Source organism: Streptomyces vulcanius (assembly GCF_042653945.1).
Classification (GTDB): Bacteria; Actinomycetota; Actinomycetes; order Streptomycetales; family Streptomycetaceae; genus Streptomyces; species Streptomyces mangrovi.
Genome location: NZ_JBHSFK010000036.1, coordinates 87,843 through 104,481, shown reverse-complemented (window position 1 = coordinate 104,481; position 16,639 = coordinate 87,843). Strand labels below are relative to the sequence as shown.

The 16,639-nt window shown below is 71.2% G+C and carries 13 protein-coding genes, 2 tRNA genes and 1 riboswitch; of the genes, 3 read left to right on the top strand and 12 right to left on the bottom strand.

The genetic code is table 11. The features are described 5' to 3' along the window. Positions 1 to 53: 53 nt before the first annotated feature. A complete protein-coding gene (locus ACFPIH_RS40820) occupies positions 54 to 1,475 on the top strand; it encodes a PrsW family intramembrane metalloprotease (protein ID WP_381171444.1) in 1,422 nt (473 codons plus the stop codon). Between the two features lie 13 nt (positions 1,476 to 1,488). Here the strand turns inward: ACFPIH_RS40820 and ACFPIH_RS40815 are convergent, their stop codons facing one another. From ACFPIH_RS40815 to ACFPIH_RS40800, 4 genes are all read right to left on the bottom strand, one after another. Beyond that, the gene (locus ACFPIH_RS40815; RefSeq protein ID WP_381171442.1) at positions 1,489 to 2,439 is read right to left on the bottom strand and encodes an aldo/keto reductase; all 951 of its coding nucleotides are present in this window, start codon (positions 2,437 to 2,439) and stop codon (positions 1,489 to 1,491) included. A gap of 111 nt (positions 2,440 to 2,550) precedes the next feature. Further along, the gene (locus ACFPIH_RS40810; RefSeq protein ID WP_381171440.1) at positions 2,551 to 3,591 is read right to left on the bottom strand and encodes a M23 family metallopeptidase; all 1,041 of its coding nucleotides are present in this window, start codon (positions 3,589 to 3,591) and stop codon (positions 2,551 to 2,553) included. 9 nt (positions 3,592 to 3,600) lie between these two features. Next, positions 3,601 to 3,772: riboswitch (cyclic di-AMP (ydaO/yuaA leader) on the bottom strand. A 233-nt stretch (positions 3,773 to 4,005) separates the two neighbouring features. After that, a tRNA-Met gene (locus ACFPIH_RS40805) sits at positions 4,006 to 4,079 on the bottom strand. 17 nt (positions 4,080 to 4,096) lie between these two features. After that, positions 4,097 to 5,227, bottom strand: coding sequence for a dihydrofolate reductase family protein (locus ACFPIH_RS40800; protein WP_381171438.1), 1,131 nt, complete (start codon positions 5,225 to 5,227; stop codon positions 4,097 to 4,099). Between the two features lie 99 nt (positions 5,228 to 5,326). Between ACFPIH_RS40800 and ACFPIH_RS40795 the strand changes: the two genes are divergently transcribed. Both ACFPIH_RS40795 and ACFPIH_RS40790 read left to right on the top strand, forming a co-directional pair. Continuing rightward, positions 5,327 to 5,848 carry a MarR family winged helix-turn-helix transcriptional regulator gene (locus ACFPIH_RS40795; protein WP_381171436.1) on the top strand — a complete coding sequence of 174 codons (522 nt, stop codon included), beginning with the start codon at positions 5,327 to 5,329 and terminating at the stop codon, positions 5,846 to 5,848. A gap of 131 nt (positions 5,849 to 5,979) precedes the next feature. Further along, on the top strand, positions 5,980 to 6,606 hold the full coding sequence (locus tag ACFPIH_RS40790; protein WP_381171434.1) for a GTP cyclohydrolase II: 627 nt from the start codon (positions 5,980 to 5,982) through the stop codon (positions 6,604 to 6,606). Here the strand turns inward: ACFPIH_RS40790 and ACFPIH_RS40785 are convergent. The 8 genes from ACFPIH_RS40785 to ACFPIH_RS40750 all read right to left on the bottom strand — a co-directional run bounded on the left by ACFPIH_RS40785 (position 6,593) and on the right by ACFPIH_RS40750 (position 16,563). Continuing rightward, positions 6,593 to 7,252 carry an NUDIX domain-containing protein gene (locus ACFPIH_RS40785; protein WP_381171432.1) on the bottom strand — a complete coding sequence of 220 codons (660 nt, stop codon included), beginning with the start codon at positions 7,250 to 7,252 and terminating at the stop codon, positions 6,593 to 6,595. The two genes, ACFPIH_RS40790 and ACFPIH_RS40785, sit on opposite strands and share 14 nt — an antisense overlap. Next, entirely contained in the window at positions 7,249 to 7,662 is a 414-nt protein-coding gene (locus tag ACFPIH_RS40780) for a DUF4406 domain-containing protein (protein ID WP_381171490.1), read from the bottom strand. The genes ACFPIH_RS40785 and ACFPIH_RS40780 overlap by 4 nt, the downstream gene beginning before the upstream one ends. A 37-nt stretch (positions 7,663 to 7,699) precedes the next feature. Next, positions 7,700 to 8,494, bottom strand: a complete 795-nt coding sequence (locus ACFPIH_RS40775) for a DeoR/GlpR family DNA-binding transcription regulator (RefSeq protein ID WP_381171430.1) — start codon at positions 8,492 to 8,494, stop codon at positions 7,700 to 7,702. Positions 8,495 to 8,539: 45 nt separating this feature from the next. Then, positions 8,540 to 9,052 carry a helix-turn-helix domain-containing protein gene (locus tag ACFPIH_RS40770; RefSeq protein WP_381171428.1) on the bottom strand — a complete coding sequence of 171 codons (513 nt, stop codon included), beginning with the start codon at positions 9,050 to 9,052 and terminating at the stop codon, positions 8,540 to 8,542. A gap of 169 nt (positions 9,053 to 9,221) precedes the next feature. After that, positions 9,222 to 9,294, bottom strand: a tRNA-Lys gene (locus ACFPIH_RS40765). A gap of 83 nt (positions 9,295 to 9,377) precedes the next feature. Next, on the bottom strand, positions 9,378 to 10,919 hold the full coding sequence (locus ACFPIH_RS40760; protein WP_381171426.1) for an amino acid permease: 1,542 nt from the start codon (positions 10,917 to 10,919) through the stop codon (positions 9,378 to 9,380). A 48-nt stretch (positions 10,920 to 10,967) separates the two neighbouring features. Continuing rightward, positions 10,968 to 14,066, bottom strand: coding sequence for an FG-GAP repeat domain-containing protein (locus ACFPIH_RS40755; RefSeq protein WP_381171424.1), 3,099 nt, complete (start codon positions 14,064 to 14,066; stop codon positions 10,968 to 10,970). 214 nt (positions 14,067 to 14,280) lie between these two features. Next, on the bottom strand, positions 14,281 to 16,563 hold the full coding sequence (locus ACFPIH_RS40750; protein WP_381171422.1) for a DEAD/DEAH box helicase: 2,283 nt from the start codon (positions 16,561 to 16,563) through the stop codon (positions 14,281 to 14,283). Positions 16,564 to 16,639: the final 76 nt, after the last annotated feature.

Sequence of the window (16,639 nt, the reverse complement as noted above, 5' to 3'; positions counted from 1 at the left end):
CCGACCGCTCGCTCCCCGTCCGCCTCAGCCCCTCCCTCGTTAGGGTCGATGCCGTGGCCATCAGTCCCCCGTATCCGCCGTATCCGCCGCACCCCGGCGGCCCAGCCGAGGGCGTGCCGCTGCGGCACGCGCACTGGTGGCGGCGGAGATCAGTCAGGTACGGGGCGCTGATCACGCTGCTCACCCTCTCCGGGCTGGTCATTCTTGCGCTGGTGCGGGAGCAGACCGGCACCGAGGGGTTCCTGGTCGGGCTCGGGCTCGCGGTGCTGCCGGTGCCGCTGCTCCTCGCCGCCTTCCGCTGGCTCGACCGGGTCGAACCGGGCCCCTGGCGCAATCTGGTCTTCGCCTTCGCCTGGGGCGCGTGCGCGGCGGCGCTGATAGCGATCGTCGCCAACAGCTTCGCCACCCGCTGGATAGCCACCGCGACCGCCGACCCTGCCCACGCGGACACCCTCGGGGCGACCGTGATAGCGCCGGTGGTCGAGGAGTCCGCCAAGGCCGCCGCCGTGCTGCTGGTCTTCCTCTTCCGCAGACGGGACTTCACCGGGCTCGTGGACGGCGTGGTCGTCGCCGGGGTCACCGCGACCGGCTTCGCGTTCACCGAGAACATCCTCTACCTGGGCAACGCCTTCGGTACCGACCAGCTCACCGGCGACAGCGGCATCGCGTCCGTGACCGCCGCGACCTTCTTCGTACGCATCGTCATGTCGCCGTTCGCGCACCCCTTGTTCACCGTGCTGACCGGCATCGGCTTCGGCCTCTCCGCGCTCTCCGCGGACCGCCGGCATCTGTTGCGCGTGCTGTTCCCGCTGGGCGGACTGCTCTGCGCGATGGGCATGCACGCCCTGTGGAACGGCTCGTCGAGCTTCGGCGACTTTGGGTTCTTCACGGTGTACGCGGTGTTCATGGTGCCCGCGTTCGGGGTGCTGACCTGGCTGGTGGTGTGGACCCGGCAGCGGGAACTGCGCACCGTGCGCGAGGAGTTGCCCGCCTACACGGCCGCAGGCTGGCTCACCCCGGCAGAGCCGTACGCGCTCGGCTCGATGCGGGCCCGGCGGCTGGCCCGCGACCACGCCCGACGGCACCTGGGCAGGCCGGCAGCGCGGGCGGTCGCCGAGTACGAGGCGTACGCGACCTCGCTCGCGTTCCTGCGGCACCGGGGGCGCGTCGGACGCGCCGACGCCGACTTCGTCGTACGGGAGCGGGAGCTGCTGAACGAGCTGTGGCGCCGCAAGGACGTGGCCCGGCCCGCGCTGGACCACGCGGCCCGGCTGACGGCTCCCCCGCCGATGCCGGTGCCCGTACAGATGCCCGTGCCCATGCCCGTGCCCATGCCCGTACAGCTGCCGACGCAGGGGTACGGGCATGGATACGGCAGCCCGCAGAGCTACGGGTATGGCATCCCCCAGGGCTACGGGTATGGGTACGGGTATCCGGCGGGGCCGCGTCCCGCACCCAACCCCTATCAGCCGTAGCCCAGGGCGGGCGTCAGGCCGACGCCTGGTTCAGCCGGGTGATCTCCTCGTCCGTCAGCTCCAGTTCCGCCACGCCCAGCAGGGCCGGCAGCTGGTCGACCGTACGGGCGGAGGCGATCGGCGCGGCGACCGTCGGCCGGGCGGCGAGCCAGGCGAGGGCGACCGTGGCGACCTCGGTGTCATGGGCGCCGGCGATCTCGTCGAGGGCGGTGAGGACACGTATGCCCCGCTCGGAGTCGAGGTGCTTCGCGGCGCCTGCCGCCCGGGCGCTGTCCACCGTCGTACCGGGCCGGTACTTGCCGGTGAGGAAGCCGGACGCGAGCGCGTAGTAGGGGACCGCGGCGAGCCCGGCCTGGGAGGCGAGGTCCTGGAGTTCGCCCTCGTAGGTGTCGCGGGAGACCAGGTTGTAGTGGGGCTGGAGGGCGACGTAGCGGGCGAGGCCCTCGCGGTCGGAGAACTCCAGGGAGGCCCGGAGGCGTTCGGGGGAGATGTTGGAGGCGGCGATGTGCCGCACCTTGCCGGCCCGGACCAGTTCGTCGAGCGCGCCGATGATCTCCTCGACGGGGATCTCGGGCCTGTCGAAGTGGGTGTAGTAGAGGTCGATGCGGTCGGTGTCCAGGCGGCGCAGGGAGGCGTCGGCGGCGGCCTTGATGTTGGCGGCGCTCAGGCCCTGGTAGTCGGGGTGCTGGCTGACCTTGGTGGCGATGACGAGGTCGTCGCGGTTGCCGCGCGCCTTGGCCCACTTGCCGATGATGGTCTCGGACTCGCCGCCGCTGTTGCCCGGCACCCAGGCCGAGTAGCCGTCGGCGGAGTCGAGGAAGTTGCCGCCTGCCGCCGCGTAGGCGTCCAGGACGGCGAAGGAGGCGGTCTCGTCGGCGGTCCAGCCGAAGACGTTGCCGCCGAGGGCGAGCGGGAAGACCTCCAGGTCGGAGGCACCGAGCTTACGAAGCGCAGTAGTCGTCATGCTCTGCATCAACAACGGCTTCCGAGCGGCCCATTCCGGTGCTCACGCGAAGAACACGTGAACACCGAGCAGAGGGATTCTCCGGAGGCTCAGGGGGTTGTCAGGGGGTTCTCAGGGGTTGAGGCCCTTGCTGCGCAGCCAGGACATCGGGTCGATGCCGGTGGAGCTGCCGCCCGGGTGGACCTCGAGGTGGAGGTGGGCTCCGGTCACGTTGCCGGTGGCGCCCACGCGGCCGATCACATCACCGGTGGCGACCTTCTGGCCGACACTGACGCTGATCGACGACTGGTGGCAGAACCAGAGTTCGGTGCCGTCGTCCAGAGTGAGGATGGTGCGGTAGCCGTAGGAGCCGGCCCAGCCCGCCTCGGTGATGGTGCCGCTGTGGACGGCCTTGATGAGCGTGCCCGTGGGCGCGGCGAAGTCGAGGCCGGTGTGGTACCCGGAGGACCAGAGCGAGCCGGCCTGGCCGAAGGTCCCGGTGATGGTGTACGAGGAGGTCGGCAGCGTGTACTGCTTGGCCAGCTGGACGAGCCTCGCGGCCTCGACCTTCGCCTCGGCGGCCTCCTTGGCCTTCTGCTTCGCCTCGGCGGCCGTGGCCTTGGCCTCCTTCTCGGCCTTGGCGACGGCGGCTGCCTGCGCCTTGGCCTGGGCCGCCTCGGCGGCCTGCTGGGCCTTGGCGGCGACCTGGGTCTGCTGCGACTCGGCCTGCGCCATGATCCGGCTGCGCAGCGCCTCACCGGCGTCGGCTGCGCCGCCCTGGGGGGTGTCGTCGGCCTCGGTGCCGAAGTTGGCGAGGGCGGGTGCGGTGTCCGGCGCGTCCTCGCCGGAGACGAGGGAGCCCACGGAGGGCAGGTCCGGCATGGAGATGGCGACCGGCGGCTTGCCGGTGTTGGCGCTGGCCATGCCGCCCGCGCTGAAGGCGGCTATGACACCGACGCCGAGGACGGTGGAACTGCGGGCGAATCCGCCGCCGCCGCGCTGCTTGGCGACCCGGTGCTTGCCACGGACCGGGGAAACGGATTCCGCGGTGGGATTCCATTCCTCCCAGGGGCCCTCGTCGGTGCGGTAGCTGCCGTAGCCGAAGGTCTCGGTCTCAGGAGAGCGCTGGCTCGGCACGAACGGGGCTTCTGGGGCAGGCCGGTTGGACGCCACGCGGGCGTACTCCTTTCCTTCCGTCGCCTACCGGGTTAGCTGACGGGTTCGGAGCGGGAAGGTCTCCTACGCGCGTAAACCGTTCGTCACTCTGCGAGTTCGAGTTGACGACGGTTGCCGCGCGATTCACCCCAAGTTGGTGGTTCCCCGGTTCCCTTACGGGATTCGGCAGGTGCACACGGAGCCGTCTCTTGTGACGGCTGGGACGACCGTGCTGCGTTATCGAACGTTAATAGACCTGGGGGCGCGTTTCCAAGCTCTTCCGCCTGTTCGCACAACATTTTTGGCCAGGACTTTCGGTCCATCAGCGGTGAAAAACGGGCGAGTTGGCTGGAATGTACAGCTGGCGCACAGTCAATGGAGAGGAAACACCGAGGGCCGGAACCCTTTCGGATTCCGGCCCTCGGCCTTCAGTAGCGGGGACAGGATTTGAACCTGCGACCTCTGGGTTATGAGCCCAGCGAGCTACCGAGCTGCTCCACCCCGCGTCGTTGACTCAACTCTATCACCCGGTCAGGTGCCGGTTGACCACTCGCGCCCGCTCCACGTATTCGGGGAGTACGACGACGTCGACGCCCTCGGCCGCGAGGAGACCGTTGCCGTCCGCGGCCGTCACGAAGGTGTCGGGTTCCTGCCAGGCGGTGACCACCCGGCGGACGCCCGCGTCGAGGATGAGACGGGCGCAGGGGGCCGGGCGGGAGGCGCGGCGGGCACAGGGCTCCAGGCTGCTGTAGACGGTGGCCGTGGCCAGCCGGGGGTCGGCGGGGTCGATCTTGGCGAGGGCGGCCTCCTCGGCGTGCACCACCGGGTCGCCGGCCTCGCGGGAGTGACCGCGGGCGAGTTCCGTGCCGTCGGCGGCCACGACCACCGCGCCGACGCTGAACGCGGTCTGCGAGGGCGGGCACTCGGCGGCGAGGTCGCAGGCGAGCGCGAGCCAGCGGCGGTCGGCGGCGGAGGGGAGCGGGCCGGTGCCGGGGGCGGTGGGCTCGTAGCGCATGAGGACGACGTCCTGGATCCGCCGGGTGTCGGTGAGGCGCAGGCGTCCGCCCTGGTAGGCCCCGGGGCCGAAGAGACGGGGGGCGTCCGGGTCGCCCACGAGGAGGGGGGCGAGGACGAGCTGGAGTTCGTCGGCGAGGCCCTGCTGGAGCAGCTGGGTGTGGACGGTGCCGCCGCCCTCGACCATGAGCCGGCGTACGCCCCGCTCGTCGTGGAGATGGGTGAGGATCCGGCGCCAGTCGAGCTCGGGGCCGAGCGGGACGACGTCGGCCGCGATCCCGAGCGCGCGGGCCCGCTCCGCGCCCTTCTCGGTCGTGTAGACGGTCTTCTCCCCGCCCGTGTGCCAGAAGTTCGCCGCCGGGTCGAGGTCGCCGGAGCCGCTGACGGTGACCTTGAGGGGGTATTCCGGCTTTCCGGCCGCCACGCGCGCGGCGCGGCGGTCGGCGGAGTTCACCAGCAGACGGGGGTTGTCGGCGCGGATGGTGCCGGCGCCGATGAGGATGGCGTCCACGGAGGCCCGTACCTCGTCGACGCGGTCGAAGTCGGCGGGGCTGGAGAGCAGCAGGCGCTCGGAGGTGGTGTCGTCCAGGTAGCCGTCGAGGGAGACCGCGGCGGACAGCAGGACGTACGGGTACGACATCGGCGCGGCTCTCCTGGAGGACGAGTGGGGGCTTGGATCGCGTGGGGCTTGGATCGCGTGGGGCTTGGTTCAAGTTTGAAACAAACTTACACTGGGTGCATGACGACCCGCTGGCTCACTCCCGAGGAGCAGCGCGCCTGGCGCGCGTACATCGCCGCGACCCTGCTCGTCGAGGACGCGATCGACCGGCAGCTCCAGCGGGAGGCCGGCATGCCCCATCTGTACTACTCCATTCTGGCGAACCTCTCCGACGCGCCCGAGCGGCGGATGCGGATGACCGATCTCGCGGAGTCGCTGAAGATCACCCGCAGCCGGCTGACCTACGCGGTGACCCGGCTGGAGAAGGACGGGCTGCTGGGGCGCGAGGACTGCCGCTGGGACAAGCGCGGCAGCGTCGCGGTCCTGACGGACGAGGGCATGGCGGTCCTGGAACGCCTGGCCCCCGGCCATGTCGAGACGGTCCGCGCCACGCTCCTCGACCGGCTCACCCCCGAGCAGGTGGGACAGCTGGAGGAGATCTTCACGCAGGTCGCGCACGGTTTCCAGGGGGATGCCGGGGAGGCGGCGCCGGAGGAGCTGCCATGGCGCAGGCGTTCGTCTCCCTGTTCCGGATCTTCGTGAGCGGATCTTCGTGAAGCGGGCCACAATCCCGTTGCTTCAAATTTAAAGCATGGGGTAGGGTCTCACCCGGCACACTGCTTCAAATCTGAAGCAGCTGCCCGTACCGACCGCACACGGACCGGGAGACCCGCATGCCCGACACCCCCGCCGCCACCCAGCGCGCCCGCGTCCGGGTACCGCTGCGCTTCCCCGACGGCTACTCCGTCGACGCCGAACTGGTCACCTTCCACGGCCTGGCCGACGGACAGGAGCACATCGCCGTCGTGCTGGGCAAGCCGGGGCCCGTCCCGCTGGTCCGGCTGCACTCCGAGTGCCTCACGGGTGACGTCTTCGGCTCCGCCCGCTGCGACTGCGGTCCCCAGCTGCGCGAGGCCGTCGAGCGGATAGCCGAGCGCGGCGGCGTCCTGCTCTACCTCCGCCAGGAGGGCCGGGGCATCGGCCTCTACAACAAGCTCGACGCGTACGCCCTCCAGGACCAGGGCCTGGACACCTACGAGGCGAACTCAGCCCTCGGGCTGCCCGAGGACGGCCGGGACTACACCGCCGCCGCCCAGATGCTGCGCGCCCTCGGCGTCACCGAGCTGGACCTGCTGTCCAACAACCCCGACAAGGCGGACCAGCTGCGGACCCTGGGCATCGACGTCCACGACCGCGTCCCGACGGGCGTCTTCACCACCCCGCACAACGTCCGCTACCTGCGCGCGAAGGTGCTGCAGACCCAGCACACGCTGCCGCTGGCGGAACTCAGCGTCGGCTGAACGGCCCGTGCAGGGCGGCCCACTGGAGCAGCATGATGGTCTTCGCGTCGGCGATCCCGCCGTCGCGGACCAGCTCCAGGGCGTCCGCGAAGGGAATCTCGACGACGGCGATGTCCTCGCCCTCGGCCGCCACCCCTGCCGTCTCGACGCCGGGGGCCGAGCCGTCGTAGGGGGCGGCGAAGAAGGAGAGCCGCTCGGTGACCGATCCCGGGCTCATATACGCGTCGAACACGTGCTCGACATCATGGACGGTACGTCCGGTCTCCTCGGCGGCCTCGCGCCGGATCGCCTCCTGCGGGTCGTCGCCGTCCAGCAGCCCCGCCGCGGTCTCCAGGAGCATGCCGTCGGGGTGGCCGTTGACATAGGCGGGCAGCCGGAACTGACGGGTCAGCAGGACGGTACGGCGTACGGCGTCGTAGAGCAGGATCGTCGCGCCGTCACCGCGGTCGTACGTCTCGCGCCGCTCACGGCTGACGTGGCCGTCGCTGTGCCGGTAGTCGAAGGTGGTGCGGCGCAGCACCGCCCAGTCGCAGGCGAGGACCTCGACATCGAGGACCCGGACGCGCGGGTTGCCGGTCAGGTCCCGGCCCTGGAGATGCAGTCCGGTACGGCCACGGGCGTCGGGGGCGTCGACACCGGCGGTCATACGGGGTTCCCCTCGGGGGCCGGGATGTCGGCGAGGTCGGTGTAGACGTGCTTGCCCTGGGCGCGGGCCAGTTCGGCCATCCGGTCGGCGCCCGCCGAGGGTCCGCCGATGCGCAGCACCGCGTCGCAGCGGGCCAGGAGGCGCTCGGCGGCGGGGTGGAAGATCTCCTCGAACCTCTCCTCGAACGTCCCATCGGACGCCCCATCGGACGTCTCCTCGAACTGCGGGTCGCCGGGGCCGGTGCTCCCGGCGACCTCGAGGAGGGGCAGTGCGACCGCCTCGCCGGTGACGGGCAGATGCCCGGCCCGGAACAGCACGAGGGAGGTCTCCTGCATGGCACGCACGTTGGCGGCCAGCTTGGCCGGGTCGTCGCCGGTGCCGGAGCGGTAGGGGCCGGCCACCAGGATCATCAGCGGCGTCACGTAAGTCGTCTCCTCGCTCCGGGGTTCACACCAGATGGATCTCGACGCCCGCCTCACGCAGGGCGTCCAGGGTCTCGGGGCCGCGGGGGTGGGTGCCGGCGTCGGCCGCCGCGACGTCGGTGACGAAGACGTGCGCGGCGGCCGGCGGAGCGACCTGACTGAAGGCGCGGACGCCCAGCTTGGTGGCGTCGGCCACGGCGACCGTACGGACCGCCTGGGCGAGGCCGGCCTGCTTGACGGCCGCGTCGTCCAGGGAGAACTCCGACCAGCCGTGCGCCGCGTGCACCCCGCCGATCGACATCACGAAGACGTCGAAGGCGAGCGCTTCGAGGGTGCGCAGGGCGAGCGGCCCGACGAGGGAGCGCTCACCGGGGCGGGACCGCCCGCCGACGACCAGCAACTCGATCCCGGGCACGTCGGCGAGCCGCAGCGCGGCCTGCAGACTCAGCACCGCGACGGTCAACGGCCCCCGGGCGGCCAGGTGTTCGGCCACGTGCACGGTGGTCGTCCCGGCGTCGAGCAGTACTCGCGACCCCGGCTCGACGAGCCCGGCGACGGCGGCCCCGAGCCGGTCCTTGGTCGCCGCCTGCCAGGCATCCCGCGCGTCGAACCCCGCGCCCTCCTCCCGCGCCCGCCCGGCCACGGCCCCACCGTGCACCCGCCGGACCAGCCCCTGCCGCTCCAGCAGGTCCAGATCCCGGCGCACGGTCATCTCCGACACCCCGAGCCGCCGCGCGAGTTCGACGACGGGGACCCGCTCACCGGAGGGCTGCCCCTGGACGAGCCGCAGAGTCAGATCGAGACGGTTGGCGACACCCATGGGGGCATTTCTACCACACCGATGTGCGAACGAACACAACGATGTTCACCGGGTGGTCTGCCCAGCACTGGGGTTTGGAGGTCGCGTACCAGCCGCCCCACGTGTAGGTCGCGCCGTAGTCGTTGGCGGTACCCGAGTAGCCGAAACAGCTGACGGGCCCCGCGGCGGCCGCGGGCGAGGCGGACAGCCCCACGGCGCCTGCGGGACGCCGTCGAGCAGCAGCCGCAGGACACGCTGGAGCCGCACGACGCGGGCGACGGCCATCGGGGTGAGGCCGAGGTGGTGGCGGAAGGCGTTGCCCAGTCTGCGGGGGCTCCAGCCGACCTCGGCGGCGAGGTCGGGGACGGCCGGCCGGCCGCCCGAGACGGACAGACGGCGCCAGGCGTGGACGGCCTCCGGGGCCCAGGCGGGGCCGTCCCGCGGCCCGGACCAGCAGGGCGCGGTCCAGCAGGGCGAACCGGGCGGGCCAGCCTGGGCCTCGGCCAGCCGCTCGGTCACCCGGCTCCAGCCCCCGGGCAGGTCGCGGGCGTCGACGAGGTTGCGGGAGGCCTCGGCCATGTCGATGCCGAGGAGCGTGAAAGCGCCCCGCCGTGCCCCCCAAACCCCGGGGGGCACGGCAGGGGATGACTGGATTCACGGAGCCGGAAACGCCGCAGCGCCCGAGCCGACCGAAGCCGACCCGAGCGCTGCACCGCAGGCCTGAGGGGTTTCCCCCGCCCGCGAACCGTAGGCCGTGTGGGACTCGAACCCACAACCAATGGATTAAAAGTCCACTGCTCTGCCAATTGAGCTAACGGCCCAGGCGATGTTGCCTCCCCGAGCATAGCGGGACGCGGCCGTGTCTCCGATCGGGTATCGGGACACGGCCGCGTCGAGGGGTCGCTCAGGGGGTCTTCTGTGTCCGCGCCGCCTCCCGGGCCGCCGTGCGCGCGTGGTCGGGGTTGAGGAACCACTTCCGGGCCGACAACTGCCACCAGGCCCCCGCGAAGCCCAGGACGACGAGGACGGCCACCGGCGCGTAGTTGAACGTCTCCCAGGTGACCGGGGAGACCTGGGGCAGCATGAACAGCACGGTGATGACCGCCACCCACGCCACCGCCACCACGCCGATCACCCGGGACCAGCGGCCCAGGTGCCACGGCCCCCGCTCGAACGCCTCGCCCTTCCTGAGCCGCAGCAGCGTCGGGATGACGTACGCGATGTAGAGGCCGATCACGGCGATCGACGTCACCGCCGCGTAGGCCGTGACGTTGATCAGGTACGGCAGGCCGAGGACCAGGGCGCCGATCACGGCCAGCCAGACCGCGGCGACCGGGGTGCGGGTGCGCGGGCTGACCGTGTGCCAGAGGTCGGAGTACGGCAGCGCGCCGTCCCGCGAAAAGGCGTAGATCATGCGGCTGTTGGCCGTCACCGAGGCCATCCCGCAGAACAGCTGGGCGCCGATGACCACCAGCAGGAGCAGTTTGCCGGTGGTGGCGCCGAGCGCGTCGAGGAGGATCTGGGCGGGCGGCGCGCCCGTCGAGGAGCCGAGGGCGCCGTCGTAGGACTGGATGGCGAAGGTGAAGCCGAGGAGCAGCACGAAGCCGGCGATCCACGACGTCCAGATGGACCGCACGATGCCCTTCGGGCCCGCCGTGGAGGCGTCGTGCGTCTCCTCCGTCATATGGGCGGAGGCGTCGTAGCCGGTGAAGGTGTACTGGGCCATCAGCAGGCCGAGCAGGACGACGTACACCCCGCTGCCCCAGCCCGTGTTGTTCACGAACTCGCCGAACACGAAGGACGCGGACTGGTGGTGGTCGGGGACGAAGGTCAGCGCGCCGACGATCACCGCGACGCCCAGCACGTGCCACCACACGCTGATGTCGTTCAGCAGGGCGATGATCCGGACGCCGAAGGTGTTCAGCAGACCGTGCAGCAGCAGGATCGCGGCGAAGAGCAGGACCGTGCGGCCCGGGGTCACCTCGAAGCCGAACTGGAGGTTCAGGTACGCGCCCAGGAAGGACGCCGCGCCGAAGTCGATGCCCGCGGTCACGGCCACCTGGCCCAGCACGTTGAACCAGCCCGTGAACCAGGCCCAGGCCGCCGCCGAACGGGGCGGCGCGAGGCGGTGGGACCAGAAGTACAGGCCCGCGGAGGTCGGGTACGCCGAACAGATCTCGGCCATCGACAGGCCGACGAACAGCGTCATCAGGCCTACGGCGACCCAGCCCCAGGTGATCACGGCCGGTCCGCCCGTGTTCATGCCGAAGAGGTACAGGGTCAGACAGCCCGACAGGACCGAGATGATCGTGAAGGAGACCGCGTAGTTGGAGAACGCCGACATGCGGCGGGCAAGGACCTGCGTGTAGCCGAGCTGGGCAAGCCGTTCTTCGTCCGAGAGGCCCGAAAGGTCCGAGCGCCCGCTCGCTGTGACGTCATCTGTCATGCCCCCAGCAATTCCCTTGCCGGGGGCGTGACATGCCTCACAGGTTGGCTAAAAAATGCCCTTGTAGCCCTTCCAACCCGTACTGATCTTCACCCGGGCGCCGAAGGACCCCTTGCCGTTGCCGGGCAGCCGGTACAGCACACCCGCCGTGTCCCGCGCCACCAGGTCCGCCTTCGCGTCCCCGGTGATGTCCCCGACGCCGACGACCACGTTGTACGACGAACCCCACTTCGCGGCGATCTTCACGCGCGCGGCGAACGTGCCGTTGCCCTTCCCGTAGTACCGGTACAGGTTGTTGGCCTTGTCCTGCGCGACCAGGTCCCCGACACCGTCCCCGTTCAGATCCCCGACACCGACGACCTTCTTGTACGTCTTCCAGTTGGCGTACAGCTTCACCCGCGCGGAGAGCTTCCCGGCACTCGTGCCCTTGTAGAGGTACACGGCGCCGGTCTTGGTGTTGCGGGCGAGAAGGTCGGGGCGGCCGTCCTTGGTGACATCACCGGGCGAGGTGAGGACGTCGTACTGGTTCCAGCCGCTCGTGCCGACCGTGGTGTACGGCGTCGACGGTTCCAGCTGGTCGGCGCACTCGGGCTTGTAGAGGCGCAGGGCCCCACTTCTGGGCCGGATCAGGACGTCGTTGCAGCCGTCGCCACTCAGGTCGCCGAACGGCACCGGGGTGATGCCCGTCGACCAGCCGGTGCCGGTGGTCCTTCCGGAGAACGTGCCCTTGCCGTTCCCCTCGTGGAAGGTCAGCTCGTACCCGGACGGAGAGAGGGTCATCAGGTCGCCGATACCGTCCGGGTACGACAGGACCGGGCCACCCAGGTAGTCGTGGCGCACCACGCTGCCGCTCACCAGCTGCGCCGTCCCCTGGGTCGTCAGGGCAGCGCCCGCGCCGTCCGCCGGCGTGACCGACAGCGTCCAGTTGTACGAGCCGTTGGGAAGGACCTTCGCCCCGTTGACGCCGTCCCAGCCGACCTTCAGCTCGCCGCGCGCGGGGCCGCCGTTCGCGCTGTCCACGACCTTGCCGGTCGCCTTGTCGCGGACGGTGAGCTGCCAGCTCGCGGCCGGCTTCGACAACAGCACGGTGGCGAGGGGGTAGAGGGCCGGATCGGTCTCGCGCGTGTCGACCGCGCCCGCGCGCTGAACCGGCCCGAGCAGGCGCAACGGCTGCTGGGCCACACCTGACGGCACAAGGTGCACCTGCTCCTTGGCGTCCACGTAGGCCGCGTTGGCGCCCGACTCGTCCACCGTCCAGCGCACGTCGCGCTGCGAGACCCCGGTGTCGGGAAGGTCCCCGATCACCCGGCTCGCGGCGCTGCCGTCGGTGACCGTCGTCAGCGTCAGCTTCCCGGCCCGCCTGTCGTGCGTGACGACGTACCCGTCGCCGAGCTTGGCCTCGTCGGCCGGGACCGGCAGGGACTTCTTCGCCGTACGGTCGTAGACCCCGGCCTTGTCGCCGCAGTTCCAGTAGAGCCAGCGGCCCAGTGCCTGGAGTTCGGTGGGCGCGCAGCCGGCGTCCGTGGTGACGGTCTCGATGGTCTTCCGCTGCGTCAGGTCGTACGCGGTGACGGTCCCGGGTGTCGCACCCGCGGTCCACAGCACGTCGCCGGACAGGGCGGCGGGGCCCGGAGCGCGGGTGAGAACGGGGAGGAGGGTGTCGCTGAGGCCGATCTCGTAGACCGACTGCCGGTCGGGCGCCGTGTGGATCAGATACCTGCCGGAGACGTCGGTGATCTGTCCCCCGGCGGGAACCTTGCCCTCCCGTTTGCGGCCGGACCCGACGACCCGCATCACGTCGTACCCGCCCGAACCGCGCTGCAGCCACGCACTCTGCCCGTCGGGCGCGCCGAACAACTGGGAGCAGCCGAGGTCCGTCACCGGGCAGGAACCCAGCCGGGTGGTGATCCCGTCGATCGAAGTGCGCGCGCCGAACGTCGGCGCACCGGTCGCTGCGACGGTCCGCGCGTACGCGTCCCGGATGTTCGAGACACTCGGATCGGCGACGACGAGCCGCCCCTGGTCCAGGGACAGCCCCTGGATCTTGTACGTGGGCTTGGGCAGCGCCTTGACCTGGGTGACGACCGGGCTGCCGTCCGGGCCCGGCTGGATGCGCTGGACGCCCCAGTCGTCCTCCGTGGCGGCGGTACGGCCGACGGCCACGGCGGTGCCGTCGGGCGGGGCGGAGATGCCGGGATTCGACGCGGGCAGCAGGGCCTTCGACGGCCCGCCCGCGATGGGCTGGGCGCGCACCGCCGTACCGGGCCGGGTCAGCAGCCAGTCGCCGACGACGGCGAGGTCCTGCGCCGGGTTCGTGGCGCCGCTGTCGAGCGTGACCTCGACCGGGGTGGCGGACAGGTCGGAGCGGGAGAACACCTGGACGGTGGGGTCACCGACCGCGAAGAGGACGACGTGGTCGCCGGTCACCTGGGCGTTGGGATAGACCTTCGAACGCGGTGGGGTCCAGCCCCGCACCTCTCCCGTCCGCCGGTCCACCATGACCGACACGTACGGGCCGCCCGACCGGCCGGCGTGGAACAGCAGCCCATCAGCGTCTCCGCCCTTGGGCTGGCCGAGGATGAACCCCTCGGGTACCCCCGTCACCGGCATGTCACGCGTGCTGCCGTCGTTCTGCGGGAGCAGCAGATGCATCTCCCGGCCGACCGTCGCACCGCTCTCGTCCAGCACCGGCCGGAAGGCGACCGCCAGATCCCCGTAGACGGTGAGCAGCGTCAGCCCCTCGGGCGTCCGGACCGTGCGGGTGGTGCCGTCGGCCGCGTTCCACAGGTCGACCCGGCCGTCCGCGTAGCGGTACGCGAGGACATCGCCGCCGGCCGTCCCGTAGCTGGAATAACCCGTGGGGTGAACCACCTTCACGGTGGTGCCGTCCGCATAGCGCGTCCACACCAGCCCTGCGCCCTCCAGGCTATGGAACACGCCCTGCGCGCCGGCCCCGTCGCGGCCGTCGTACGACGACCCGCCGTAGACGGAGCCCGAGGTGTACGTGGAGCGCTGCGCCGCCGGCACCACCGTCTCCTGCGGGGTGTCCGCCGCGGCGGTCGACAACGGCAGCAGCGGGCTCAGGCCCGCCGCCAGGACGGCGCACGCGGCGACGAGACGCAGACGTGCGGAACCATGGCGAACCAAGAAAAGTCCCTCCCCGGGAACGCGGAGACGGGAAGGACGCCACGCACGGCGTCCACGGGCCCCCCGGCCTTCACATCCGTCTCACAAGTCGGCTGATTCTACAGGGAGTTCACAGCTGTGGAGAAAGCCTTTTCCAGCCCCTCGCGCATGAGAACGCCGTGGCCCCCACCGGTATGTCGGTGGGGGCCACGGCGTTCGTTCACATCACGGTGTGTCAGCCGTTGCGCTTCCAGCGCGGCTTGTCGTCGCGGCGGCCGAAGGAACCGGTGCCGGTGCCGGTGCCGGTGCCGGTGCCGCGGTGGTCGTCACGACGGCCGTACGGGCGGTCGTGAGCGGCCGGACGGAAGCCCGGGCGGTCGCCCTGGCGGTCGCGGTTGAAGGGACGGTCGCTGCCCCGGTGGCCGGCCGGACGGTCGTCGCGGCGGAAGCCGCCACGGTCGCCGCCGTCACGACGGTCGTCCCGACGGAAACCACCCGACGGACGCTCGTCACGACGCTCGAAAGTACGGCCACCGCGGTCACCGTCACGGCGGTCGTCGCGGCGGTCGTCACGACGGTCGTCGCGGCGGAAGCCACCGGACGGACGCTCGTCACGACGGTCGAAGGAGCGGGCACCGCGGTCGTCGCGGCGGTCGTCCCGGCGGAAGCCGCCCGACGGACGGTCGTCGCGGCGGAAGCCGCCACGGTCGCCACCGTCACGACGGTCGTCCCGACGGTCGTCCCGACGGAAACCACCCGACGGACGGTCATCGCGACGCTCGAAAGTACGGCCACCGCGGTCACCGTCACGACGGTCGTCGCGGCGGAAGCCACCGGACGGACGCTCGTCACGACGGTCGTCACGACGGTCACGGCGCTCGTAGTTGCCCCGCTCGTCACGCTGCTGACGCGGACGCTCGTACGAAGAGGACTCCTGGCGAGCCGGCGCCTCGGCGGCCGGCTGCACCGCCACCACGGCCTCGGCCTCGGCCTCGACCACGGCGGCGGCCTCGGCGATCGCCGTCTCCGGGTCCTCACCGCGCTCGCGGGCGGCGCGGGCGACCAGGCGGTCGGCCTCCTCGCGCAGCTCGGACGCGCGGCGGGTGGCCCGCTCCAGCTCCTTGGTGAGCTGGGAGACCTCGCGCTCGGCCTGCTGGGCCGCGTTGCCCGCGGACTCGGCCTGGACCTCGGTCATCGAACGGGCGCCGGTGATCTCGGCGACCTCGGGCTCGAAGGCCGTACCGGAGTTGATGATGTGACGGCCGGCGTCGACGCCCGCGTCCTCCATCAGCCGGAAGATCTGGCGGCGCTGGTGCGGCAGCGACAGGGAGACGACGGTTCCGGTACGACCGGCACGGGCCGTACGTCCGGCGCGGTGCAGGTAGTCCTTGTGGTCGCCGGCGGGGTCGACGTTCAGCACCAGGTCGATGCCGTCGACGTGGATGCCGCGGGCGGCGACGTCGGTCGCGACGAGCGCGTTGACGTAGCCGTCCTTGAAGTCGGCCAGCGTCCGGGTGCGGGCGCCCTGGGTCATGCCGCCGTGCAGCGCGTCGGCCTTCACACCGGAGTCGCGCAGCTGCTCGGCGATGCGGTCGGCGCCCAGCTGGGTGCGGACGAAGATGATCGTGCGGCCCTTGCGGGAGGCGATCGCGGCGGTGACCGGCGCCTTGTCCTTGGGCTTCACGATGAGGATGTGGTGGGACATCGTCGTGACGTTGCCCTGGGCGCTGTCGACCTCGTGCGTGACCGGGTTGCTCAGGTAGCGCTTGACCAGCGTGGAGATCTCGTTCTCCATCGTGGCCGAGAACAGCATGCGCTGGCCGTCGGCCGGGATCTGGTCGAGCAGTTCCGTCACCTCGGGCAGGAAGCCCAGGTCGGACATCTGGTCGGCCTCGTCGAGCACGGCGATCTGCACGTCCTCGAGGGAGCAGGCGCCGCGGTTGATGATGTCGCGCAGCCGGCCCGGGGTGGCGACGAGGATGTCGACGCCGCGCTCGAGGGCGTAGATCTGGTTGCCCATGGACGTACCGCCGCAGACGACCTTCATCTTCAGGCCGAGGACGTCGCCGTAGGGCTGGAGGGCGTCCGCGACCTGCATCGCCAGCTCACGCGTCGGCGTGAGGATGACGGCGCGGGGACGCTTCTTCTCGGTGCGCCCGCCGGCCAGCGTGGCCAGGGTCGGCAGACCGAAGGAGAGGGTCTTGCCGGAGCCGGTGCGGCCACGGCCGAGGATGTCCTTGCCGGCCAGGGCGTCCGGGATGGTCGCGGCCTGGATCGGGAAGGGGACCGTCACACCGTTCTGCGCGAGCTTGCGCACGACGCCCTCGGGGAGCCCGAGTTCGCTGAAGGTGAGCTCGGGGGTGTCGTCGCCGGCCTCGGTGGCGTCGGTGGCGTCGGCGTCGATGGCCTCCACGGAATCGACAACGACACTCTCGTCGAGCTCGACGAACTTGATGATCTCGTCGCCCGCCTCGGTGTTCTCGGGCAGGACGGTGTGATCAGTGCTGGAAATGGACATGCGTAAGCGAAACCTTCCGGAGTCTCTTCGGCACGCGCCCGTCAACTCCGTGTTCGCATTACGACCGCCTCTATGC